The sequence below is a fragment of the Rhodococcus parequi genome (assembly GCF_046042785.1).
Lineage (GTDB): Bacteria > Actinomycetota > Actinomycetes > Mycobacteriales > Mycobacteriaceae > Prescottella > Prescottella parequi.
Genome location: NZ_JBDLNV010000002.1, coordinates 19,514 through 41,805, shown reverse-complemented (window position 1 = coordinate 41,805; position 22,292 = coordinate 19,514). Strand labels below are relative to the sequence as shown.

General features: G+C 70.2%; 18 protein-coding genes and 1 pseudogene. 8 read left to right on the top strand and 11 right to left on the bottom strand.

All coding sequences use genetic code 11. From position 1 onward, the window contains the following. Positions 1-21 precede the first annotated feature (21 nt). Complete coding sequence (locus tag ABEU20_RS04390) at positions 22-1,230, top strand: polysaccharide biosynthesis protein (protein WP_420163186.1); 1,209 nt, start codon at positions 22-24, stop codon at positions 1,228-1,230. A 245-nt stretch (positions 1,231-1,475) separates the two neighbouring features. Here the strand turns inward: ABEU20_RS04390 and ABEU20_RS04385 are convergent, their stop codons facing one another. Then, positions 1,476-2,612 (bottom strand): DUF3068 domain-containing protein, encoded by a 1,137-nt coding sequence (locus tag ABEU20_RS04385; RefSeq protein ID WP_420163185.1) that lies wholly within the window; start codon positions 2,610-2,612, stop codon positions 1,476-1,478. 205 nt (positions 2,613-2,817) lie between these two features. Between ABEU20_RS04385 and ABEU20_RS04380 the strand changes: the two are divergent. Next, a pseudogene (locus tag ABEU20_RS04380) lies at positions 2,818-3,819 on the top strand (acyltransferase family protein); the annotation flags it as partial. Between the two features lie 68 nt (positions 3,820-3,887). Here the strand turns inward: ABEU20_RS04380 and ABEU20_RS04375 are convergent. Genes ABEU20_RS04375 through ABEU20_RS04360 form a run of 4 tightly spaced genes read right to left on the bottom strand, consistent with a single transcriptional unit; the run spans position 3,888 to position 10,118 of the window. After that, on the bottom strand, positions 3,888-8,234 hold the full coding sequence (locus ABEU20_RS04375) for an alpha-(1->3)-arabinofuranosyltransferase domain-containing protein (protein ID WP_420163894.1): 4,347 nt from the start codon (positions 8,232-8,234) through the stop codon (positions 3,888-3,890). 10 nt (positions 8,235-8,244) lie between these two features. After that, complete coding sequence (locus ABEU20_RS04370) at positions 8,245-8,418, bottom strand: DUF2613 domain-containing protein (protein ID WP_313410292.1); 174 nt, start codon at positions 8,416-8,418, stop codon at positions 8,245-8,247. Between the two features lie 37 nt (positions 8,419-8,455). Further along, on the bottom strand, positions 8,456-9,595 hold the full coding sequence (locus ABEU20_RS04365) for an isochorismate synthase (RefSeq protein WP_420163184.1): 1,140 nt from the start codon (positions 9,593-9,595) through the stop codon (positions 8,456-8,458). A 55-nt stretch (positions 9,596-9,650) separates the two neighbouring features. Then, positions 9,651-10,118 (bottom strand): universal stress protein, encoded by a 468-nt coding sequence (locus tag ABEU20_RS04360; RefSeq protein ID WP_420163183.1) that lies wholly within the window; start codon positions 10,116-10,118, stop codon positions 9,651-9,653. Between the two features lie 130 nt (positions 10,119-10,248). Between ABEU20_RS04360 and ABEU20_RS04355 the strand changes: the two genes are divergently transcribed. Further along, a complete protein-coding gene (locus ABEU20_RS04355; protein WP_420163182.1) occupies positions 10,249-11,433 on the top strand; it encodes a glycoside hydrolase family 3 N-terminal domain-containing protein in 1,185 nt (394 codons plus the stop codon). A gap of 84 nt (positions 11,434-11,517) precedes the next feature. After that, positions 11,518-12,120, top strand: coding sequence for a TetR/AcrR family transcriptional regulator (locus ABEU20_RS04350; protein ID WP_420163181.1), 603 nt, complete (start codon positions 11,518-11,520; stop codon positions 12,118-12,120). 61 nt (positions 12,121-12,181) lie between these two features. Here ABEU20_RS04350 and ABEU20_RS04345 read toward each other — a convergent pair whose 3' ends face one another. The 3 genes from ABEU20_RS04345 to ABEU20_RS04335 all read right to left on the bottom strand — a co-directional run bounded on the left by ABEU20_RS04345 (position 12,182) and on the right by ABEU20_RS04335 (position 12,889). Beyond that, positions 12,182-12,337: a DUF6131 family protein gene (locus tag ABEU20_RS04345; protein WP_420163180.1), complete on the bottom strand. Its 156-nt coding sequence runs from the start codon at positions 12,335-12,337 to the stop codon at positions 12,182-12,184. Positions 12,338-12,398: 61 nt separating this feature from the next. Continuing rightward, positions 12,399-12,698 (bottom strand): WhiB family transcriptional regulator, encoded by a 300-nt coding sequence (locus tag ABEU20_RS04340; protein ID WP_420163179.1) that lies wholly within the window; start codon positions 12,696-12,698, stop codon positions 12,399-12,401. 50 nt (positions 12,699-12,748) lie between these two features. Beyond that, positions 12,749-12,889 carry a hypothetical protein gene (locus tag ABEU20_RS04335; protein ID WP_420163178.1) on the bottom strand — a complete coding sequence of 47 codons (141 nt, stop codon included), beginning with the start codon at positions 12,887-12,889 and terminating at the stop codon, positions 12,749-12,751. A gap of 429 nt (positions 12,890-13,318) precedes the next feature. Between ABEU20_RS04335 and ABEU20_RS04330 the strand changes: the two genes are divergently transcribed. Then, the gene (locus ABEU20_RS04330; protein WP_420163177.1) at positions 13,319-13,693 is read left to right on the top strand and encodes a hypothetical protein; all 375 of its coding nucleotides are present in this window, start codon (positions 13,319-13,321) and stop codon (positions 13,691-13,693) included. Positions 13,694-13,900: 207 nt separating this feature from the next. After that, positions 13,901-14,206: a MerR family transcriptional regulator gene (locus tag ABEU20_RS04325; protein WP_420163176.1), complete on the top strand. Its 306-nt coding sequence runs from the start codon at positions 13,901-13,903 to the stop codon at positions 14,204-14,206. Positions 14,207-14,262: 56 nt separating this feature from the next. Here the strand turns inward: ABEU20_RS04325 and ABEU20_RS04320 are convergent, their stop codons facing one another. After that, positions 14,263-15,135: a MaoC/PaaZ C-terminal domain-containing protein gene (locus tag ABEU20_RS04320; RefSeq protein ID WP_420163175.1), complete on the bottom strand. Its 873-nt coding sequence runs from the start codon at positions 15,133-15,135 to the stop codon at positions 14,263-14,265. Further along, positions 15,135-16,481, bottom strand: a complete 1,347-nt coding sequence (locus tag ABEU20_RS04315) for a 3-oxoacyl-ACP reductase (protein ID WP_420163174.1) — start codon at positions 16,479-16,481, stop codon at positions 15,135-15,137. Before ABEU20_RS04315 ends, ABEU20_RS04320 begins: the two co-directional genes overlap by 1 nt. Positions 16,482-16,641: 160 nt before the next feature. Between ABEU20_RS04315 and ABEU20_RS04310 the strand changes: the two genes are divergently transcribed. Continuing rightward, positions 16,642-17,979, top strand: coding sequence for an acetyl-CoA C-acetyltransferase (locus tag ABEU20_RS04310; RefSeq protein WP_420163173.1), 1,338 nt, complete (start codon positions 16,642-16,644; stop codon positions 17,977-17,979). Positions 17,980-18,264: 285 nt separating this feature from the next. Beyond that, on the top strand, positions 18,265-20,301 hold the full coding sequence (locus tag ABEU20_RS04305; RefSeq protein ID WP_420163172.1) for a VanW family protein: 2,037 nt from the start codon (positions 18,265-18,267) through the stop codon (positions 20,299-20,301). Between the two features lie 97 nt (positions 20,302-20,398). Here ABEU20_RS04305 and ABEU20_RS04300 read toward each other — a convergent pair whose 3' ends face one another. Then, positions 20,399-22,291, bottom strand: a complete 1,893-nt coding sequence (locus tag ABEU20_RS04300; protein ID WP_420163171.1) for a YhgE/Pip family protein — start codon at positions 22,289-22,291, stop codon at positions 20,399-20,401. Position 22,292 lies beyond the last annotated feature (1 nt).

Below are 22,292 nucleotides of genomic sequence, written 5' to 3'. Positions count from 1 at the left end.
TACGTGGTGCATCATGAGCGGATGCCACGCCAATCGCTCACCGGCTCCACGGTCGCCGGGATGACGATGGTGACCGTCGGATCGATGACGGCGAACATCGCCGCCTACCTGCTCGCGCTTCCGGCACTGCGCTGGCTCGGCCCGGCGGGTTACGGCGAGTTCGCGGCCCTGCTCGCCGCGCAACTGGTACTCGCCGTCCCGGCGCTGGCCCTGCAGACCGTCGTGGCCCGGGAAGTGGTGCACGGCAAGCCGACCGCAGCACTGCGGACACTCGGCTACCGCTGCGCCGCGATCGTCGGCGTGATCGCGGTGGCGCTCGTCCCGGTCATGTCGTGGGCGCTGGACACGAGTCTCGCCGCGACCGCGTCGGCGCTCGTCGCGGCGCCGCTGCTGGTGCTGCTCGCCACCGAACAGGGACTGTTGCAGGGCGCCGGACGGTTCGCGGAACTGAGCGTCGTGCTGGCCGGCGCGGGGATCGTCAGGGTGGCGCCCGCCGTCGCGGTGCTCGCGGTCGGCGGCGGTCCGGGCCCGACCCTGCTGGCCGGTGCCGCGGGCACCGGCGTGATGGCGTTCGCGGCGCGGCTGATCGCGAGCCGTCGACCGTCCGGCACCGAGGCTCGGACCGACACGTCCACGATCGGCGTCGCGACGGTCCTGCGCGCGTCGCAGGTGCAATTGGCGCTCATCGCGCTCACCTCGGTGGACCTCGTGATCGCCCGCATGGTGCTCGACTCCCACGACGCCGGCCTGTACGCGGCGGGTGCCGTCGCGACCAAGGCCGCGTTCTGGCTGCCGCAGGCCATCGGTGTCGTGCTCTATCCCAAGATGGCGAACCCGGAGCACTCCGCCGCGGCCGTCCGGTCGGCGCTCGGCGTTCTGATCGCGCTCGGCGCCGTCCTCGTCGTCGGAGCCGCCCTGGTGGCCCCGCTCGCCCCGGTCCTGTTCGGCGACGACTACACGCCCGTCCAGGGCATCCTGTGGATGTTCGCGTGGAACGGCGCTGCGCTCGCGGTGCTGCAGGGCGCGCTGCTGTCCGCGATCGCGGGCGAGCGCACGCACCTCGCGATCGTCGCGTGGGTGGGTCTGGCCGCCGAGGTGGTGCTGTTTTTCACCGTCGCCGACACTGTCCGCGAGTTCGTCACCGTCGCGATGTGCGTAGCCACGGCGACCGCCGCGGCGGCGGCGGTACTGGCGGTCCGCAGCGCCCGGTCGGCAGACGTCGCGCGATAAGTGCGCAAAACGCGCCCCTGAGGGCCCCTCCCACCGCGATAAGTGCGCAAAGCGCGAGGGGTGGGGCCGGGACCCCGCGCTAAGTGCGCAAAACGCGACGGACCGGGGCAGGCACCCTGACCGCCACACCCCGCCTCGCCCACGCCCGCCACACCCCGCCTCGCCCACGCCCGCCACAACGACGAACCCCCGCACGGTGATCCGTGCGGGGGTTCGTGGTCTGTCAGAGCGTCGGGCTGCGCCGACTACTGCTGGCGCGGGGGCTCGGTGAAGCCGCCCTTGTCCATGTTGACCGTGGGGAATTCCTCGGTCTTGTCGGTGGTCCAGTCGTTGCCGGCCGATCCGGCGGGCGGGTTCGCCGGGCCACCGGCGGTCGCGCCCCTGTTGCCGCGGCCACCGCGCAGGCCGAGGAAGATGCCGGCGATCAGCGAGATGACGCCGAGGATGGCGGCGACGATCGGCAGCGTGCGGCCGAACAGCGACAGCTTGTCCTGGCCGTCCTTGGCCTGGCCGATCTGGTACTCGATGGTGTTCTCGTCGAACGGCAGCGTGGCCTTGAGGACCGTGACCTCGGGCTTTGCCTTGTCGCGGGCGTAGTACTGGTAGAGCTTCTCCTGGCCCTTGATGACGACGCCGGTGACCGGGTCGACCCAGACGTCGCGCTCGTTGGTGTACCAGCGGATCATCGTGACCGGCTGGTCGTCACCGGGCACACCCCACGTCTTGGCGGGCAGCGTCAGCTTGTTGGTGGGCGCCGACGGGACGACCTTGGACAGATCGACGGGCTCGATCGTCTGGTTGTAGTGGTACACCTTCATTCCGTTGATCTCGGTTTCCTCAACGAAATTGATGTCCTGCGTGGTGCGCGAGTTCAGGTCGAAGTAGGGGTAGCTCTTCTTCTCCGCGTCGAACGGCCACTTGTACTGCAGGCCGGTGTGCGACACCTCTTCGGCAGGCTCGGTCGACGACGTCTGGATGGTGCCGACGGGCGGCTCCACCGGCATCGAGCTGACGCGGTCGGCGGTCAGTCGGTCCACCGTCGCGGTCAGCAGGCCGCTGTCGCCCTGCTTGTCGGTGCGGATCAGCGTCTGGCCGGCCTGCAGCGAGATGACGTCGGCGTCGGACGGCTGTTCGGTGATGACGTACCGCTGCGCGACGATCGGCACGTTGGTGTTGACCTCGGCCTTGCCCGCGAGCAGCGCCTTGGAGTCGAGCACGTCACCGTTGCCGGTGGCGACGGTGGTGACCTCGAGATCCAGTGGCGTCTTCTTGAGCTTGTCGACGGTGTACGCGGGAATGAGGACCGCTACGGCGAGCAGGAAGGTCCCGAGGCCCACCAGAATGCACGCGAGTATCCGGCTCGGGCCTGAGCGCTCGGCCATGCTGTCTCCTAACTCAATGTTCTTGAATTGAGATACCCCCACCGGCAGCGTGCCCGCTGCACGGGTCGCACGGTGCCTGACGTTTCGCGACACCACGTGAGCCCAGACACTAACAGTCTCGTTGTCCCATTTGCGTCAGCACCGGTGTTCCGATCGTTCACGTCGCTCTTTCGGTTCCGCAACGACCCGGGCACACTTGACGGCGATGAAGAGCACACACCTCGCCTCGCCGGCTCCGGTCGGCAATCCGCGGGCGTTCGTTCCGGCGCTCGAGGGGATGCGCGGATTCGCCGCCTTCGGTGTTCTCGTGACGCACGTGGCGTTCCAGACCGGGGCCACCGGCGATCCGGTGATCGGCCGGATCTGGGGGCGGTTCGACCTGGCGGTCGCGGTGTTCTTCGCGCTCTCGGGCTTCCTGCTGTGGCGTCCGCACGCGGCGGCGGCCCGCGGTTTCGGGAGGGCGCCGACCATCGCCCGGTACTGGCTCAACAGGGCGGCGCGCATTCTGCCCGCGTACTGGGTGCTGGTGGTTCTGGTGCTCGCGTTCCTGCCCGCCGCCGGTGGCGGCTGGAGGGTGTGGATGTCGAACCTGGCGCTGCTGCAGGTGTTCGTCCCGCTCACGCTCACCGAGGGCCTGACGCAGATGTGGAGTCTGTCGGTCGAGGTGGCCTTCTATCTGCTGCTGCCGATCATCGCGCTGGTGCTGGTGAAACTGCGCGGAGACAGCGCTCGGTTCCGGGTGCCGGTGCTGCTCGCCCTGGCGGTCATCAGTTTCAGCTGGGCGTTCCTGCCGATCCCGGCGCCGGACGGGATCCACCACGACAACTGGCTGCCCGGCTACATCCCGTGGTTCGCCGCCGGCATGCTGCTCGCCGAACTCGCGATGGTGGGCGGGACGTGGGTGCATCGCCTGGCGGAGCACCGGGTGTGGATGGGTGCGATCGCGGTGGTCGCGTTCGGTCTGTCGACGACGTGGCTGGCCGGGCCGGAGGGCTTGGTCCGCGCCGAGCCGTGGCAGTACGCCACCAAGATCGCCCTCGGTGCGGTGATGAGTTTCGCGCTGCTGGCGCCGCTGGTCCTGGCCGGACACCGGCACCGGATCCTCGCGAGCCCGGTCGCGCTGGCCGTCGGGCGCTGGTCCTACGGACTGTTCATCTGGCATCTCGCGGTGCTGACGATCGTGTTCCCGATGTTCGGCATCGCGCCGTTCAACGGGAACTTCTGGTTCGTCCTCGCCGTCACCACGGTGCTCAGCATCGCCGTGGCGTCGGCCAGTTACGCGTTGGTCGAGGAACCGTCCCGGCGCGCCGTCCACCGCTGGGAGAAGCGCCGCCACATCGGCGACCGCGTCAGCGGCAATGCGGCGACACCGACACAGACGACGCCGATCAGCGCGAACAGCTGAATCAGGAACGAGTGCCCGACATAGCCGTCGGCCGCGCGCCACGGTCCGGTCGACAGCAGCACCGACGCGACCACGAGTGACACCCCTGCGGTTCCGACGAGGAATCGGGCCGCGAAGGCGTTGCCGCGCCACCGGGCCAGGCCGAACGCGGCCCCGGCGACGAGCACCGTGACACCCGCCCCGACGAGTCCCGCCACGAGGGTCGCCACCGCGGTCACACCGACGAATGCCGCGACCACGCTGCGCCACGGGCGCGGTGCGGGGCCGCTGTCGCGTGCACGCCGGCGAGGCACCAGCGCCAGCAGCGCGAGCGGGATCAACAGCAGCAGCCCGAACGCGATGCCCGCGCGGTACCAGCGGTCCGACGGGAAGGTCAGCGTCACGACGCCGTCGGTGCCGGCGGGCACGATCCAGCCCTGCTGCCAGCCGCCGACGACGACGGGTTGCAGTTCGGTGCCGTCCGGCGCGGTCGCCACCCACCCGATGTTGGTGCTCTCGGGAACCACCAGCAGTCGGTCGGTGCCGGACGCCGCGACGTCGAGTTCGCGCAGGTTCTCGGTCCAGCGGCCCACCGTCGGCGCGGACACCGGGGCCGGCGGGGGCGCGGGCGCCGCGTCGAGGCGCAGGTTGTCGACGGTGAACGCGGGGCCGGGCGCGACCACGACGTCCTGACGGCCCGCGGGTAGCGGGGCGGGCCCCGGATCGCAGGCGGTCGCGGTCACCGGCTGCCCCGACGCCAGTTGCCGCGCGGTCGCGGTGACGGACATCCGGACGATGGTGCCGCCGACGGAGATCGTCGGCCCGATGTCGCAACCGACGGTGACGGTGTGGTCGGTGGTCGCGGTCGCGGTGCCCGGCACTGGGCGGCCGCCGTCGCCGAGGACGGCCACCTCGGACAATCCGGCGGGCTGGAGCTGCAGGAAGCCGAGTGCGGTGCGGTCGAGGACGTCGTCCCATCGCACGAGGCTCAGCACGATCGTGTCGGTGACGTGCGGTTCGAGCGAGACCGTCTGCGGGGCAGCGTCTTCGGCGTCGAGGTCGCGGGTCTGCGGGCCGGTGCCGAGGTCGACGGCGACCCGGCGGGGCGCGGCGGGCAGATTCCCGGGGCTCGGGGTCAGCAGCAGCCCGGTCACCAGTGTCGGCTGCGGCAGCCGGATCGTCAGCGTCGGCAGCCCGCCCTTGCGCTGGGCGCTGTCGGTGGGTGCCGTCCACGACGTGGCGACGTCCCCGTCGACGGCCGCGGCGGCGGTGCCACGCAGTTCGACGCCGTCGGCGGCACCGGTCGCGGACACCGCGGCCGGATCGGTGACAAGACTCTCGAGCGCTGCACCCGGGCGGGGCCGGACGGTCAACTGCGTGGTGACGGTGGTGGATTCGGGTACCGACAGGGTTCGCGTGAACGTGCCGGGTTCCTCGGGCGGCAGGACCAGCGAGCCGCTGCAGTGCACGCGGTCCGGGCCGTCCGCGCAGCCCGCGCGTCCGGGCAGTTCCTGCCCCAGGTCCCAGCCGCGCACCTGCGCGCCGGCGGGCGTCGCCGGCAGCACGGTGCGGTGGACGATCGGGACGGGCAGTGCGGTGCCGGTGGAGTAGTCGTCGACGGAGATCTCGCTGATGCCGAACTGATAACCGGGGGAGCCGTCCTCGGTGTGGGTGGCGAGGATCCGCAGCCACGGTGTCGTGCCCGACGGCAACGACACGTCGACCGGTTTTCCGGGCTCGTCGACCCGGACCGACGTCGAGCCGTTGGGGGTCTCCACCCGGATCCACTTCACGGGCGGACCGAACGCGGCGGGGCTCGTCGTCAGGTGCAGCATGCCGCGGGTGATCGGGGTGTCGAAGTCGAGGCGCAGCCACTGTCCGCGGGCGGTCTCGAGGCCGTTGCTCAGCCACGCCGTCGCGGGGTCGCCGTCGACGGTCGCGGCGGGTCCGCTGCCGGGTGCGGTGCCGCCCAGTTGGGTGGCGTCGGACGCGGCGCTCGACACGCTGACCGTCGCGCCGGACCATTCGCCCTGCACCAGTTCGGCGCCCGGGACCGGGTAGTCGGGCACCGCGTTGTACGTGCGGCGCTCGTCGTCGGGACCGCGCAGCGCGGAACTGTGGTTGTCGACCTGCCCGAAGTCGGTCTCGCGGTCGGTGGGGGTGTCGGTGACCGTGACCGAGCCGGTGTCGAGGCCGGCGCGCGCCGCGTCCGACGCGAGCAGCGCCGGCCCGGCGACGGTGCCGTTCTCGGCGAGCCGCAGCAGCGACTCGGAGCCACCCTGCACGACGGGCACCCGGTCCAGGTCGACGGCGTACAGCCCGGCGGCCGGGGTCGCCCCGTCGGGTGAGGTGACGCGGTAGATCTCGATGGCCGGGTAGCCGGGCCGCAGGTCGCTGTCGATCACCACGTCGTCGACGGTGTCCGGGACGATGTCCTCGCCGAACTCGGCCACCTTCTCGAGGCCGGGGGAGCCGTCGACGGTCTGGTGCACCAGCAGCGGCCGCGCCGATCGGGAAGTGTCGGGGTCGAGGTCGTTGCGCACGACGACGTAGCGGATGCCCTGTCCGAGCAGGGTGTCGGCGAGCCCGGCGGAGGGTCGGCCGTCGGAGATGATCCGTTGCACCGAGTCGAGCGCCCGGATCGCGCCGGGCGGCACGAGCGGGACGGCGTCGCGGACCGCCCACGGCGTGGACGCGAGTGCCTGCAGCGGTTCGTCGCGGGTCAGTCCCCACACCTGCGCACCGAATGGGGCGCCGGGCACGACGAGCGCGCGTTCGGCGTCCGCACCCGACCCGGATCCGGCGGCGTTGTCGTCGAGCCACTGCGCCGCCTCGTGCCAGTACGACGGCACCTGGTCGTACGCGCCGCGCGGGGCGAGCCGGCCGGACCACGCGAGCGACGTCGTGAGGGTGAGCGCCACGAGCAGCAAGCTCGTCACCGCGACCAGCGGCTCGCGTTCGGGGTGCGCGAACGCGGTGCGCCAGCGGCGGACCGGCACCGACCCGGGTAGCGGCACCCTTGCGAGCAGGTGCGCCAGCCCGAGGGCCAGCGGCAGCCGGACGAGCGGCTCGAGCTTGTGCACGTTGCGCAGTGGGGCGCCGGTGCCGTCGAGGAACGCGCGGACCTGGTCGGCGATCGGGGATCCCAGTTCGCCGATGTAGCCGGCGCCGAGCCCGGCGATGCCGACCAGCAGGATCAGGGTGAGCCGCCCCTTCGCGGGCATCCGGCGCATGCACAGCCCGGCCAGGCCGGCCGCGGCGATCAGGCCGGTGGCGACGACCGCGACGGGCTGCGTCACCAGCACCGTGCCGGCGACGCGCTCGGGGGAGACGAACGGCGTCCAGCTGTCGGTGCCGCGCAGCACCTCCGTCAGCGACGTCCACTGCGTCGTGACGCCCGACGATTCGATGTAGTCGAGGAACGGCGGACTCACCCGGCCGAGCAGCAGCAGCGGGACGATCCACCACAGCGTGGCCAGCAGCAGGGACGGGACCCACCACGCGGTGAACACCCACCAGCGCCGGTTGGGCCGGTGCGCGATCCACCACAGGCCCGCGACCAGGCAAGCGGCCGCGGTGGCGACGGCGTTGACCGCGCCCATGAGCGCGACCGCGAGCGCGGACTGCGCTGCGAGCACCCGTGCGCCTTTTTGGTAGCTCGGCCCACCGGAAAGGCGCACGGGCGACGTAGTCGCCAGGATCACCGGCAGCAGCACCCACGGCGCCAGCATCATCGGCAGCGATTCCGACGAGATCGAGCCGATCGTGGTGAGCACCCGCGGGGACAGCGCGAACGCGACGGCCGCGACGATCCGGGACGACCGACTGCCGATGCCGAGGGCCTCGGCGACACGGATGATGCCCCAGAATCCGGCGACGATCAGCAGCGCCCACCAGATCCGCTGCGTGATCCACGGCGGTACGTGCAGGAATTCGCCGGCCGCAAAGAACAGCCCGTGCGGGAAGAAGTAGCCGTACGCCTGGTTCTGCACCTGCCCGAGTGGGGCGATGCTGCTCCACTGGTGGGCGGCGCGGGTGAGGAATCCGATCGGGTTCTCGGTGAGGTCGTACTTGGTGTCGGCGACGACCAGGCCCGGGGACTGCAGCAGGCACAGGATCAACGCGACGAACCCGGCGCCGTAGAGCCAGCGCCGGGTCAGTCGTTCAGTCGAGGGTTCGACGGAAAGCCCCCCGTCGGCGAGGTCGCCGGACGAGGGGGTCGTGCGGGAACGCGCGATTCCTCCGGGCTCAGCGGCTGCCGTACTCAACCTGGTTGAGGATCGACGAGTTGGCGTTTCCGGAGCGGTCGATGTCCGGGAGCGTGTTGTCCTGGGCGGCCGCGGTGACGCCGAGAACTGCGCCGACGCCGACGACTGCACCGATCACAGCGCTGGCAACGCCGGGGACAAGGAACTTCGCCATCTCGGATCTCCCATGGTCGAGCCGCCGGTACGCGGTGCTACTCGTGCGTACGTGATATCCGGGTCAAGGTATCACCTGCGGGGTCGGCGGCGTGGGCGTCCACGCCGAGCGCCCCGAGCAGGGTGCCCAGTTTCGTGGTGGTCTCCTCGAGTTCGGTGCCGGGATCCGACGCCGCGACGATTCCGCCGCCCGCCCACGCGAGCGCCGACGTCCCGTCGGCATCGATCTCGGCGCAGCGGATCGCGACCACCCAGTCGCCGTCGCCGGCCGCATCGCACCAGCCGACGGCACCGCCGTAGAAGCGGCGGTCCCCTTCGACGTCGAGGATCGCGGTGAGCGCGCGGTCGGTGGGGGTTCCGCACACCGCGGGCGTCGGGTGCAGCCGGCGGGCGAGGTCGAGCGACGTCACCGACGCGTCGAGCAGTCGCCCGCGGATCGGGCTGGCGAGGTGCCACAGTTCGCCGGTGCGGGTCAGTTCGGGGGTGGCCGGCACGTCCAGGTCGGAGCACAGCGGGGCGAGGACGTCGCGGATCCAGTCGACGACGTACGCGTGTTCGGCGAGATTCTTCGCCGATGCCAGCAGACCCGCGCCCTCCGCGCGGTCGGCGTCCGGCTCCGCGCGGCGCGGTGCGGAACCCGCGAGCGGACGGCACGTCACGACGTCGCCGCGACGGCTGAGCAGGATCTCGGGACTCGCGCCGACGAGGGTGTGACCGCGGTAGGACTCGCCGGCCGCGGTGAGGTCGACGGCGAAGCCGTTGGCGCTCGCGTGCCGGCCGATCATCCGGGCGGCGAGCGCCTCGGGATCGATCGGGGCGTCGGCGGCCAGACGCACGGCCCGCGCCGCCACGACCTTGTCGAACTCGCCGCCGCGGAGGCGGTCGACGAGCCGGCGCACGCGCGCTGTGTGCTCGTCCAGGCCGGGGACCTCGCCGGCGATCGTCACCCGGGGAAGCGGTGCGACGGTGCCCGGACGCCACGGCCCGTCGGTCCACGACACCGTCACCGGCGCGACGAGAGCGGTGGGCGCGGACGGATCGAACGGCAGCGCGCCCACCACCAGATCGGCGCGACCGTCGGCGAGCGCGGCGGCCGCGGCGGCGACGGTGTCGAAGCGGTCCCGCGTCCCGGTGGTGCGGAGAGTCCGTTCGGAACGCGAGAGTAGGAAGCCGTCCATGATGCTGCCGACGATAGTCCGGACACCGACGGCGGCGGCCTCCAGGCTCGCGGCGCTACTTGCCCGGCGGAACGATCAGCACCGGCCGGTGGCTGTGCCGCAGCACGTGGTCGGCAACGCTGCTCTGCAGCAGCGAACGCAGTCCCGTCGTGCCACGGGTACCGGTGACGATGATGTCGGCGTCCAGTTCGTCGGCGCACTCGACGATCGCCGCCCAGATCGCGGTCGACGACTCGCAGCAGCGGCCCTCGGCGTTGAGGCCGGCGGCCAGTGCGAGGTCCAGGCCCTCGTCGTTGGTGGTGCGCGCGTCGATGAGGGCGACGTCCTCGGACTGCTCGTCGGGCACCCACTCGGGTTGCATGACGCCGGAGAGCCCGGACATCCGCGCCGCCTGGCGCACCATCGGTTCCCACGCGGTGACGACCACGGCGCGGTTCGCCGCGAGGAATCGGCCGGCGTGCTGGATCGCCCGCTTGGCGTTGTCGGAGCCGTCGTAAGCGATGAGCATGAGATCTGCAGGCACTGTGACCTCCTGGAATCGGGGTCGACCGCCGGTGGCGGCCTTCGGCTTCCGTTCTTGCAGATTACCTTGCCATTACCCGGGGTGTCCGGCTCGGAAACAGCTCGGATCGATGTCGACTACGGTCGGAACCATGCGAATCCGACACGCGTTCGCCCTCGTCCTGTGCGCCGGCCTCGCGGCCGGGTGCTCGTCCGGGAACGGCACCGACACCACCGCGACGTCAGCGCCGTCGACGTCCGAGTCTGCGGCGTCGTCGACCTCGACCACCTGGCAGGCACCTCCCGCGCCGGGACCGTTCGGTTCGGCGGTGTGCGGGCCCGGGTTCCTGAAGTCGCTCACCGAGCGGCAGAAACTCGCGCAGCTGCTCACGGTGGGGGTCACGGGTACCGCGGATGCCCTCGACGTCGTGAAGTCCGAGGGGATCGGCGGCATTTTCATCGGCAGCTGGACCGACGAGTCGATGCTCGCCGACAGCGAGGTCGCGCAGGTCGCGGACGCCAGCGCGGTGCCGCTGATGGTGACGATCGACGAGGAGGGCGGCCGGGTGTCCCGCGTGGACCAGCTGTTCGGGCCGGACCCGTCGGCCCGCGAGGTCGCCCGCACCATGACCACGGACCAGGCCTACGAGATGGCACTCGAGCGGGGCCGCCAGCTGCGCAGCGTCGGCATCACCGTCAATTTCGCGCCCGACGTCGACGTCAGCAGTCAGCCGGACGACTCGGTGATCGGCGATCGGTCGTTCTCGGACGATCCGGAGGTGGTGACCCGGTATGCCGACGCGTACGCGCGCGGCATGCGTGACGCCGGAATCCTGCCCGTGCTCAAGCACTTCCCGGGCCACGGGTCGGCATCGGGGGATTCGCACACCGGTGCCGTCACAACCCCGCCGCTCGACCAGTTGCAGGACAGCGACCTGGTGCCCTTCCGGAATTTGGTGGACACCGAGGTCGGGGTGATGCTGGGGCACCTCAGTGTTCCCGGCCTGACCAGTGACGGGCTGCCCGCGAGCCTGAGCCCGCAGGCCGTCGAGCTGTTGCGGGACGGGACCGGCTACGACGCGCCGCCCTTCACCGGCGTGATCTTCACCGACGACCTGAGCGGGATGAAGGCGATCACCGATCGGTTCGACATCGCCGACGCGGTGGAGCAGGCCCTGAAGTCCGGCGTGACCTCCGCGCTGTGGCTCACGACGGACGACGTGCCGCGGGTACTGGATCATCTCGAGGATGCGGTCGCGAAGGGGCGTTTGCCGCAGTCCCAGGTGGATGCGTCGGTGCTCACGGTGGCGCGGGCGAAGGGCGCTGTGAGCTGCTGAGGATCGCCTGGGTCACAATGGAGTGACCCCTGATCTTCTTACCGTAGAGTAAGATGGCATCTCTTACCTGTGGTTGGAGGAATGATGGCTGGAGGCACCAAGCGGCTGCCGAGGGCTGTGCGCGAGCAGCAGATGCTCGACGCCGCGATCGAGGTCTTCTCCGACAACGGGTTCCACGACGCGTCGATGGATGCGATCGCCGCCAAGGCGAACATCTCGAAGCCGATGCTGTATCTGTACTACGGGTCCAAGGACGAACTGTTCGCCGCGTGCATCCATCGGGAGGGTGTGCGGTTCGTCGAGGCCATCTCGCCGGCCGGCGATCCCAATCTTCCCCCGCGCGAGCAGTTGCGCGCCGCGCTCACCGGTTTCCTCGGGTTCGTCGACGCCAACCGGCGCTCGTGGATGGTGCTGTACCGGCAGGCGATCGGGCAGCAGGCGTTCGCCTCGCAGGTCGGCAGTAGCCGCGACCGGTTGATCGAGCTGACGGCGAAGTTGCTCGAGTCGAGCACCAAGGATCCCGATCCCGGCACGGACTTCTCGATCATGGCGGTGGCGTTGGTCGGGGCGGGTGAGGCGGTTGCCGACCGGGTGGCAGGCGGCGAGATCGACGTCGATGCGGCCGTCGATCTGCTCGACAGCCTCGCGTGGCGCGGTCTGGCGGGCACGACAAAGAAGAAGCAGTAACTTCCGACAAACGTACGAGTGGCCCCGGGCATCGCTGCCCGGGGCCACTCGCGTCCGGCGATCAGTACCAGTGTTTGCGGCCACCGACGGCGCGACCTGCAGCGCCGAGGATCAGGAGCACCGCGCCGATGACGAGGGCGATGACGCCCAGCGTCCACAGGATCGGGATCTTGATGAGCAGGCCGATGACGAGCAGGATGATGCCGAGAGTGATCATGTTGAGTACCTTGCGCTTTCGGTAGGGGAGCGATCTTTCGGTAGGGGAGAGGTACTGCCGGTCAGGCGGCGGGGCGCTGGCGCACGCGGCGTCCGCGCAGGGCGATCGCCCGCTCGGATTCGCCCATGCCACCCCACACGCCGAACGGTTCGGGGAGGGCGAGGGAATGCTCGAGGCAGGTCTTCACGACGGGGCAGGTCGCGCAGATGGCCTTCGCGCGCCGCTCACGCATCATGCGGGCGTTGCCACGCTCGCCGGTCGGGGGGAAGAAGATCGACTCGTCCATGCCCTGGCAGCGGCCGTGCTGCTGCCATTCCCAGGTGTCGGCCAGGGGTGCGAGGTTCGGGCTGATTCCGGTCATCGAATGCTCCTCGTGATTCTTCGTGGACGGTCGATCGCGTTCGGTTGCCGTCAGGCGGCGCTGAGCTCGGGGGTGTCGTCCGCGTGGGGGACGTCGGCAAACATGCCGTCGAGTCGTCGCTTGAGCTCCTCGGTGCTCAGCGACCAGGTCGCCGAGGCGCGGCCTGCGGTGGCCGAGCGGTGTGCACTCACGTGTGGTCATCCTTTCTTCTGATACGGCCCACCCGGCGTGGGTGCGATACCTGACGGCTCGCGGCCCGGGTTCGGAAGACCGGTGGGGGGAGTGCATCCGTCCGCCGCTGGCGCGGCCTGGTCTGACATCTCCGTCTCACTCTTCTTCGCTTGCATCTGGAAGCTTTGACTTCTGAACCGTACAACAAAATCTGTGTCCGTCAAAACAGATTAATTGAAACCGAGCGTGGATCGGATCTTCCTTGCAGGTGGGAGGGGATTGCGTGCGCGTGTCGGATCGGCGAGATTTGTGGCGGCTCGGGCGCCGCGCCGGGTCGGTGGACGCGTACCGTTCGTTGCGGGGATGTGATCGACCGGGCTTCCCGGTCGCAACTCGCTGCCCCTGCCGCCGCATCCCTTGCGGTGGCCTTTCCGACAGAGGTGACATCAGTGCCACGTACCCGCGAACACGCCGACCATTACGCCGACGCGCTCACGGCGCTCGCTGCGGCGACCCACCGTCCGGCGAACGTCGTCAACACCGGGGCCGGCTACGCGATTCGCGTGGATTTCGAGTACAACCGCTTCCTGCTGGCGACGAATCACGAGGTCGACGGGCTCTCGGACGGCCCGGATCCGGCCGAGCGGTGGACCGTGCGCTTCTTCCAGGCGGTCGCGGACGGCGACGCCGACGAACTCGTCTCGGCCGAGCACGAGTGGTTGGTGGACGCGTTCGACCTGGCCATCGCGGAACTGGACCGCACCGGCAATCGGATCGAGGCGGACATGGAGCTCGGGGAGCTGAGTGCCCCGAACGACGTGTGATTCCCGCCGCCGGTTCCCCCTAACCTGCGGCACAGGGAATCTTCGCCCACCGCCGCACATTCGGTGCGGGGTCGGTGCTACGGTGAGTTGTCAGCACAAGCTCGCGGACGGTGCGTAGACGAGCCCCCGCTTTCCCGGACGGGGCCGGGTGAACTGCCCGCGCACGCATTTCCACGCGACCGAACTCGACGCGATATGAAGGCCACGATGACGCAACAGTCTCCGCCCCGCTCCACCCGCGGAGTCTACGGAATTTCGGTCACCTCGGAGTTGACCGGAATCGGTCCGCAGACTCTGCGGCTGTACGAGCGGCGTGGGCTGATCAATCCGTCACGCACCGGTGGTGGCACCCGGCGTTACAGCGAGGACGACATCTACCGCCTGTCCCGGGTGTCGGATCTGGTCGAGGCCGGCGTCAATCTCACGGGCATCCGGCAGATCCTGGATCTGGAGGCGGCCAACGCGGAACTCGCCGCCGAGAACGAGCGTCTGCGCACGGAAACGGGACAGTAGGAACGACGACGCCCGGGCAGCCTCGCGTGATGCGAGGGTGCCCGGGCGTCGGTGTCTCAGCGCAGGGTCGCGCTCAGGTGCGGATAGCCCTTCTTCGGGTTCTTCAGCGACAGGTCCCAGCCGTCGGCAGTCCGATCGGCGTACAGGTTCACCGTGGCCGGCAGTACGATCGGCTTGCCGAACCGGGCGCTGTAGGTGACCGCGTCGGGGATGCGACCCTCGAGGGACTGCAGTGCCGCGGCGGCGCTCCACATGCCGTGCGCGATCGTGCCGGGGAAGCCGAATGCCTTGGCGCCCAGTGACGATACGTGGATCGGGTTACGGTCACCCGACACCGCCGCATACCGGCTGATGATCTTCTGATCCACCCGCAGGGTGCGGGTGGGCGGCGGGGGTACCTCGGCCTCGTGCTCGGTCCGGGGTTCCTTCGGCGCACCGGTGGGGTGCATCTTGAGGAACGTGCTGACCTGACGCCACACGAGTTCGCGGCCCACCGAGACCTCGCTGACGAGATCCACCTGGGTGCCCTTGGTGTGCGGTCGCAGATTCTCGGCGCGGACCGACAGGTCCAGCGGCTCGCTCACCGAGATCGGGCGCAGCTGCTCGATCACGTTGTCGGTGTGCACGGAACCGATTGCCGGGAATGGGAACTCGCGCGCGGTGAGCAGCCGCATCACGGTCGGGAACACGAGCGTGAACGGGTACGTGATCGGCAGCGTGTCGCCGAACCGCAGTCCGCACACCTTCGCGTACGCGGCCAGGTTGTCCGGGTCGACGCGCAGCCCGGACAGCGCCAGCGTCTCCTTCGGCAGGCTGCGCCGCCCGGACGGCTTGACGAACGGCAGCGCGCCGAGAGCGGCGCGGGCGTAGTTGTCGAGGGTGCCGGGCTGCTCGTGCAGTTGCACGAGGGTGCCCTTGCGGCCTGCCATCACGCGCCCAGCAGGGACTGGCCGCACACCCGGACGATCTGGCCGGTGACGGCGTTGGAGGCGGGGCTCGCGAAGTACGACACCAGTTCGGCCACGTCCACCGTCTGGCCGCCCTGCAGCAGCGAGCTCATGCGGCGGCCGGCCTCGCGGGTGGCGAACGGAATGGCGGCGGTCATCGCGGTCTCGATGAATCCCGGCGCGACGGCATTGATGGTGATCTTCTTCTCCGCCAGCACCGGCGCGGTGGCCTGGACGAGGCCGATGACACCGGCCTTCGAGGTGCCGTAGTTGGTCTGGCCACGGTTTCCGGCGATACCGGCGATGGACGACACGTCGATCACGCGGCCACCCTCGCGCAGCACGCCCTTGGCGACGAGCGCCTCGGTGATCTTCTGCGGGGCGAGGAGGTTGACGCCGAGGACGCTGTTCCAGCGGGCCTCGTCCATGTTCGCGAGCGTCTTGTCGCGGGTGATGCCGGCGTTGTGGACGATGATGTCGGCGCCGCCGTGGCGCTCGGTGAGGTGCTCGGCCAGCTTGTCGGCCGCGTCGGGCGCGGTGACGTCGAGGGCCAGCGACGTGCCGCCGACCTTGTTCGCGGTCTCCGACAGCGCCTGACCGGCGGCCGGGATGTCGGCGCACACGACGTGCGCACCGTCGCGGGAGAGCACCTCGGCGATGGTGGCGCCGATACCGCGGGCAGCGCCGGTCACGACGGCGACCTTGCCCTCGAGCGGGCGGTCCCAGCTGGCGGGGGCGACGGAATCCTGCGCGCCGACGCGGATGACCTGGCCGTCGACGAACGCCGACTTGGCCGACAGCAGGAAGCGCAGCGTCGACTCGAGGCCGGACAGGCCCGGCGCGGCGTCGGGGGCGACGTAGACCAGTTGTGCGGTGGAGCCGCGCTTGATCTCCTTGCCGACGCTGCGGGTGAAGCCCTCGAGCGCGCGCTGCGCGATCTGCTCGTCGACACCGGACGTGAGCTCGGGCGTGGTGCCGAGGACGACGACGCGAGCACACGACGCGAGGTTGCGGATGACGGGCTGGAAGAACTCGAACAGCTCGACGAGCTCGGTGACCTGACCGATGCCGGTTGCGTCGAACACGAGCGCCCCGTAGCGGTCGTCGTGCGGCTGCGCGGCAGGGTAGTCCGACAGCAGTTCCCGAATCGGCTCGACCAGACGGCCCTTGCCGCCGATGAGGATCGGGCCGGCCAGTGCGGGCTGGCCCGCCTTGTAGCGACGCAGCTTCTCCGGCTGCGGCAACCCGGCCTGCTTGGCGATGAATGCGCCCGGCGCGGACGAGAGGAACTGTGAGTAGAGGTCGGGAGCGCCCTTGCTGGCTGCCACGGTCCACCTTCTTTGTCGCAATCGGGCACCCGTGCATCCGGGTGCGGTGTCGACATTGAACTTACTCTGCAGTAAGTTTGATGTCGAGTGTAGGAACCACCGCCGAGGCGGATCGACCGTGCGGATCTCGAGCAGATCCCCCAGCTACATGGAGACCGACGTGACCAGCAAAGCCCGTACCCGCAGCGCCAAGCCGGCATCCGCACCGCAGTCCGGTGGTCGGCAGCTTCGCCCCGTCGCCATCGTCGGCGGCAACCGCATTCCGTTCGCGCGTTCGGACCGGGCCTACGCCCACGCGTCCAACCAGGACATGTTCACGGCGACGCTCGACGGACTGGTCAGCCGCTTCGGGCTGCAGGGCGAACGGCTCGGCACGGTCGTCGGCGGTGCCGTCCTCAAGCACAGCCGCGACTTCAACCTCATGCGCGAGTGCGTCCTCGGCAGTGCGCTCAGTCCCTACACCCCGGCCTACGACCTGCAGCAGGCGTGCGGCACCGGCCTGCAGTCGATCATCGCGGTCGGCGACGCCATCGCGGCCGGGCGAATCGACGCGGGTGTCGGTGGCGGTGTCGACACCACGTCGGACGCGCCGATCGGCGTGAACAACGAACTGCGCGAGTTCCTGCTGTCGATGAATCGGGCACGGTCCGCGGCCGACCGGGTCAAGCTGCTCGGCCAGGTGCGCCCGTCGATGCTCGGCATCGAGATCCCGCGCAACGGGGAGCCGCGCACCGGTCTGTCGATGGGCGATCACGCCGCGATCACCGCGAAGGAGTTCGGTGTCCGTCGCGAGGATCAGGACGAGCTGGCCGCGGCGAGCCACCGCAACATGGCCGCCGCGTACGACCGGGGCTTCTTCGACGACCTGGTCACCCCGTTCCTGGGGCTGACCCGCGACGACAACCTGCGTCCCGACTCGAACGTCGACAAGCTGGCGACACTGAAGCCGGTGTTCGGCACCAAGCTGGGCGACGCGACCATGACCGCCGGCAACTCCACGCCGCTCACCGACGGCGCGTCCGCGGTACTGCTGTCCACCGACGAGTGGGCGGCCGAGCGCAATCTGCCGGTGCTCGCGCACCTCGTCGACTCGGAGACCGCGGCCGTCGACTACATCCACGGCGGCGACGGTCTGCTGATGGCCCCCACGTATGCAATCCCGCGGCTGCTCGAGCGCAACGGTCTCACTCTGCAGGATTTCGACTTCTACGAGTTCCACGAAGCGTTCGCGTCCGTCGTGCTCGCGACGTTGCAGGCGTTCGAGTCCGACGAATACTGCAAGGAGCGCCTCGGTCTCGACGGCGCGCTCGGGTCCATCGACCGGTCCAAGCTCAACGTCAACGGGTCGTCGCTCGCGGCCGGGCACCCGTTCGCGGCCACGGGCGGCCGGATCGTCGCCTCGCTCGCGAAGATGCTGGCAGAGAAGGGTTCGGGCCGCGGTCTGATCTCCATCTGTGCAGCCGGCGGTCAGGGCGTCACGGCCATCGTCGAGGTCTGACGGCCACGGCCGCATCCGGTAAACCGGACGACCCGGAACCCGGTTGTAACGCCCCTGACAGGGGGCCGATATCCCAGTTGGCTCCGCGTTGTTGCCTGACCCCCGACCTGGCAACGACGCGGAGCCACTCTGCGTTCGGGGCGCGGCAGACCACGTGGAATGATTCTCGCGCCGCCGTCTGGTGGAATTCCGGACCGGTCGTTCGTGTCACCGCGACTATCCTCACGGGAGAACACGTAATGCGACGGCCCAGCACGGTGTCGGTTCGTCAGGAGGGCCCTTTTCATGAGTGACGAGCGCGACCGCGTCAACGACGAGGAAAACGGCCGGGAGCACGGTTCGGGCGGTCCCCAGCCCGACGACAACCCCACCGAGATCCTCCCCGCGGTGCCCCCGGGGCCCTCCGAGGACTCCTCCGACGGGGCCGACGCGACCGACGCGCCCACCGAGGTCTTCCCGGCCACACCGGCCACTCCTGCCGCTGAGCCCGGACCCGAACCACAGCCGGAAGGCGCTCCGGACCCGGAGCCGTCACAGGCCCCGGAGCCGTCACAGGCCCCGGAGGCGGACCCGGCGGTGCAGGCGGATGCTGCCGCGCAACCGTCGGGCGGCCGACGCTGGGTGAAGTACGCCGCCGTCGCAGGCGGTGTCGCGGCCGTGGCGGTCGTCGCGTACGCCGTGGACTTCGCGGTGTCGGCGGATCGGGTGCCGCGCGGTGTCACCGTTGCGGGCGTCGAGATCGGCGGGCAGAACGAGCAGGACGCCGAGGCGACGCTCCGGGCCGCGCTCGGCTCCCGCGTGGATCAGCCGGTGCCGGTACGTGCCGGGACCAGCGACAGCTCGATCGTTCCGGCGCAGGCCGGGGTGGACATCGACTGGGCCGCGACCGTCGAGCGCGCGGGCGAGCAGCCGATCAACCCGTTCACCCGGGTGGCGTCGCTGTTCACCAACCAGGAGATCGGTGTGGTCTCGACCGTCGACGACGCCGCGCTGACGACCGCGATCGTCGGCGTGCAGCAGCAGTCCGACCGCGCTCCCCGCGAGGGCAACGTGCTGTTCGAGGGCACCGAGGTGGTGCCGGTCGCGCCGCTGCCAGGACAGAACCTGCAGGTGGAGGCCGCGAAAGACACGTTCGTCGCGGACTGGGCCGACGGAACCACCGTCGACCTGCCGGTGGACACCGTCGACGTCGCGGTCACACAGGCCGGTGTCGATGCCGCGGTCCGCGACGTCGCGACACCCGCGGTGTCGGCCAACGTCGAGGTGACCGGCAAGAACGGTGCGGTCGCGACGCTTCCGCGCGATCAGGTGGGCAAGGTCCTGAGCTTCGTGCCGGACGGCGACGGCGGGCTGTCGCCGCAGTACAACGTCGAGGCGGCCACCGCGATCCTGTCGCCGCAGCTCGCCGGCACCGAGACCAAGCCCAAGGACGCGCAGATCAGTCTCTCGAGCGGTTCACCCGAGGTGATCCCGTCGGTCACCGGCGAGATGGTGCAGTGGCCCAAGACCCTCGAACCGCTGCCCGCGCTGCTGGCGGCGGCCGGTCCGCGGACCACGCCGGCGATCTACGAGCCGGCCGAGCCGGCGCTGACGACCGACGGCGCCAAGGCTCTCGGAATCCGCGAGGTGATCGGCGAGTTCACCACCGGCGGCTTCGAATACGCGTCCGGCGTCAACATCCGCCTCGCCGCGAGCGCGATCAACGGGGCGATCGTCAAGCCGGGCGAAACGTTCTCGTTCGACGCCGAGACCGGTCCTCGCGGCTCGGCGCAGGGGTACGTCGACTCCGGCATCATCAACAACGGCCGCCCGGACAAGGCGGTCGGCGGTGGCATCAGCCAGCTCGCGACCACTCTCTACAACGCCACGTACTTCGCGGGCATGGAGGACGTCGAGCACACCGAACACAGCTACTACATCTCGCGCTACCCGGCGGCGCGCGAGGCGACGGTGTTCGAGGGTGCGATCGACCTGAAGTTCCGGAACCCGTCCAAGACGGGTGTCATGGTCCAGACGATCGGCACCAACTCCAACATCACGGTGCGGATCTGGGGCACCAAGACCGTCGACGTCGAATCCGTCACCGGTGGTCGGACGAACCAGACGTCGCCGAACACGATCACGCTGCCGGCCGGCCCGCACTGCGTGGCATCCAGCGGCGCACCGGGATTCACCACGAGCGACACTCGGATCATCACCGACGCGAACACAGGCGCGGAGATCTCCCGCAACACCCGGACCGTCCGCTACGACCCGGTGCCGATCGTCAAGTGCGTGTCGAACGAACCGGCGCCGAAGCCTGAGAACACGCCGGGCGGTTAGTCCGGCCCCTCTCCCGTTACGAGCTGAAGGGACCGTTCATACGCTGCCGGCGCATGAACGGTCCCTTCAGCTCTCAGCCGGGCGCCGATCGAGACGCTCACACCTCGATCGGCGGGTGCAACCGCATCAACGTCCAGGCGCGATCGCGCCGAACCGCGAGGGCGCTTGCGCCCAGGGACGCGAGCATCAGCCCGAGGAGCACCGCGATCGACACCCACAGCCGGGAGTCGATGCCGCCGACGGTGAGCTGTCGGAGGCCGTTGACGGCGTAGGTCATGGGGTCGAACGGGTGCAGGATCTGGAACGGTTTCGCGGTGGTCTCCACCGGGTAGATGCCGCCCGCCGACACCAGCTGCAGCATGAGGAAGGCGAGCGTCACGACGCGGCCCACGGCGGGCCCGAAGATGGCGTTGAACGCCTGGATCAGTGCCATGTACGTGAGCCCGACGAGCCCCAGGAAGGCGATGGTGCCGAACACGTACACCGGCACCAACCCGACGCCGAAGTGCACCACGACGTACATCACCAGCACCTGCGCGATCGCGATGAGCGCGGCCGGCCAGTAGGACGCGAGCACCACCCGCATGGCGCCGAGGCCCGTCGAGATCGGGCGGTTCTGGATGGGCCGCAACAGCATCCACGTGATGATGCCGCCGACGAACAGTGCGAGCGGCAGGAAGAACGGTGCGAAGCCGGTACCGAACGTCTTGGCGCGGTTCTCGTGGTCCTGGTCGAGCGCGACCGGCGCCGACAGCGTCTGCGCGACGGCGGTGCGTTGCTGCGGATCCCATTGCGGGACCTGCTCGCTGCCCTCCTTCAGCTGCGATGCCAGTTCTCCCGAACCGTCCTTCAGCTGCGTCGTGCCATCGGCGAGCTGCCCGGCGCCCTGCGCCAGCGTCTCACCGCCGCTGGACAACTGGCCCAGACCGTCGTCGAGGGTGCGGGCACCGGACGCCGCCTGCTGTCCGCCGGACTGCAGCTGCGTCAGGCCGTCGCGCAGTTGGCCGGCGCCGCCGACGGCCTGCGTCATGCCCGCCCGGTACGGGCTCGACGGGTCCCCGAGCTGGAAGGCGAGTTGCTGGGCGCCGTCGCGGAGCTGCGCGAGCTGCGCCCGGGTGGCCGGGTCGAGCACGGCGCCGAGGGCACCGGTGACCTGGTCGACGAGCTGGTTGACCCCGGCGCTGACCTGCCCCGCCCCGTCACCGAGTTGGGTGGTCGCGCCGGACAACTGGTCGAGCCCGCCGGCGAGCGCGGACGCCCCGCCGGTCGCGGTGTCGATGCCCGCGGACAGTTGCGCGGTGCCGTCCGCCAGGGCCGTCGAACCGGCCTTCGCGGTGCCCAGGCCGTCGGCGAGCGTGCGGGAGCCGCCCGCGAGCTGCTGCGCACCGGCGTCGGCGGCCTGCGCCCCGGTCGACAGCTGGCCGGCGCCGTCGGCTGCCTTGCGGAGGCCGTCGCCGGCCGCCCCGAGTCCGACGAGCACCTGGTCGACGGACTGTTCGCCGATCTGGGCGCTCACCGCATTGAGAATCTGCTGCGCGGCGTTCTGTCCGATGATCGTGCCGAGGTAGTTGTTGGCGTCGTTGTAGGTGAAGACGATTCGCGCCTTCTGCGGGTCCGGCCCGGTGGGGGAGGCCACCGACTGGCTGAAATCGCCGGGCAGGGTCACCGAGAAGTAGTAGCGACCGTCCGCTACGCCGGTGGACGCCTCGTAGGCGGTCACCTCGTGGAAGTCGAGTTCGCCGGAGTCCATCAGCCCATGCGCCACCTGTTCGCCGGCGTTCAACGGTTTGCCGTCGACGACGGTGCCGTGATCGCTGTTGACCAGGGCGACCGGGATCTTGTTCGCCGCACTGAACGGATCCCAGAACGCCCACAGGTACAGCGCGCCGTACAGCAGCGGCATCAGCACGATCGTCACGAGCGCGACTCGCGGCATCAGTCCACGCGAGAACCGCTTGAGCTCGGTGCCGAGCGACATCCCTGCCAGCATG

What these genes read in the sequence shown, in the direction of transcription:
- ABEU20_RS04390 (WP_420163186.1), top strand. Translation starts at nt 22, where the DNA reads ATGCCACGCCAATCGCTCACCGGCTCCACGGTCGCCGGGATGACGATG.
- ABEU20_RS04385 (WP_420163185.1), bottom strand. Translation starts at nt 2,612, where the DNA reads ATGGCCGAGCGCTCAGGCCCGAGCCGGATACTCGCGTGCATTCTGGTG.
- ABEU20_RS04370 (WP_313410292.1), bottom strand. Translation starts at nt 8,418, where the DNA reads ATGGCGAAGTTCCTTGTCCCCGGCGTTGCCAGCGCTGTGATCGGTGCA.
- ABEU20_RS04365 (WP_420163184.1), bottom strand. Translation starts at nt 9,595, where the DNA reads ATGGACGGCTTCCTACTCTCGCGTTCCGAACGGACTCTCCGCACCACC.
- ABEU20_RS04355 (WP_420163182.1), top strand. Translation starts at nt 10,249, where the DNA reads ATGCGAATCCGACACGCGTTCGCCCTCGTCCTGTGCGCCGGCCTCGCG.
- ABEU20_RS04350 (WP_420163181.1), top strand. Translation starts at nt 11,518, where the DNA reads ATGGCTGGAGGCACCAAGCGGCTGCCGAGGGCTGTGCGCGAGCAGCAG.
- ABEU20_RS04345 (WP_420163180.1), bottom strand. Translation starts at nt 12,337, where the DNA reads ATGATCACTCTCGGCATCATCCTGCTCGTCATCGGCCTGCTCATCAAG.
- ABEU20_RS04340 (WP_420163179.1), bottom strand. Translation starts at nt 12,698, where the DNA reads ATGACCGGAATCAGCCCGAACCTCGCACCCCTGGCCGACACCTGGGAA.
- ABEU20_RS04325 (WP_420163176.1), top strand. Translation starts at nt 13,901, where the DNA reads ATGACGCAACAGTCTCCGCCCCGCTCCACCCGCGGAGTCTACGGAATT.
- ABEU20_RS04320 (WP_420163175.1), bottom strand. Translation starts at nt 15,135, where the DNA reads ATGGCAGGCCGCAAGGGCACCCTCGTGCAACTGCACGAGCAGCCCGGC.
- ABEU20_RS04305 (WP_420163172.1), top strand. Translation starts at nt 18,265, where the DNA reads ATGAGTGACGAGCGCGACCGCGTCAACGACGAGGAAAACGGCCGGGAG.
- ABEU20_RS04300 (WP_420163171.1), bottom strand. Translation starts at nt 22,291, where the DNA reads ATGCTGGCAGGGATGTCGCTCGGCACCGAGCTCAAGCGGTTCTCGCGT.